The 267-nt window shown below is 63.7% G+C and carries 1 protein-coding gene; it reads left to right on the forward strand.

What is annotated here, in order from left to right; translation table 11 throughout:
* Nucleotides 1–267, forward strand: a 267-nt coding sequence (locus tag SB725_RS31595) for a hypothetical protein (RefSeq protein WP_410923373.1), incomplete at both ends; no start/stop codon positions are given.

The following is a 267-nucleotide window of genomic DNA, read 5'->3' on the forward strand; positions in this document are numbered from 1 at the left end:
CCAGCCCTTCGCCTTTGAAGAGTGGCTGGACGGCCTGCTGGATGAGCTGGCGGTGCAATTGACCGGTGCCAGTCCGTTATTGCTGGTGCTGGACGACTATCACCTGGCCCAGGGGCCGGTCCTCGATCGTTGCCTGCAGTTTTTTCTCAATCACCTGCCCGATGGCTTGCTGGTGCTGGTCACCAGCCGCCAACGCCCGGACTGGCACCTGGCGCGGCTGCGGTTGTCCCGGCAACTGCTGGAGCTGCACGAGCAGGATTTGCGCCT

Source organism: Pseudomonas sp. SIMBA_041, assembly GCF_046535095.1.
In the GTDB taxonomy this organism is placed as follows: Bacteria; Pseudomonadota; Gammaproteobacteria; order Pseudomonadales; family Pseudomonadaceae; genus Aquipseudomonas; species Aquipseudomonas mucoides.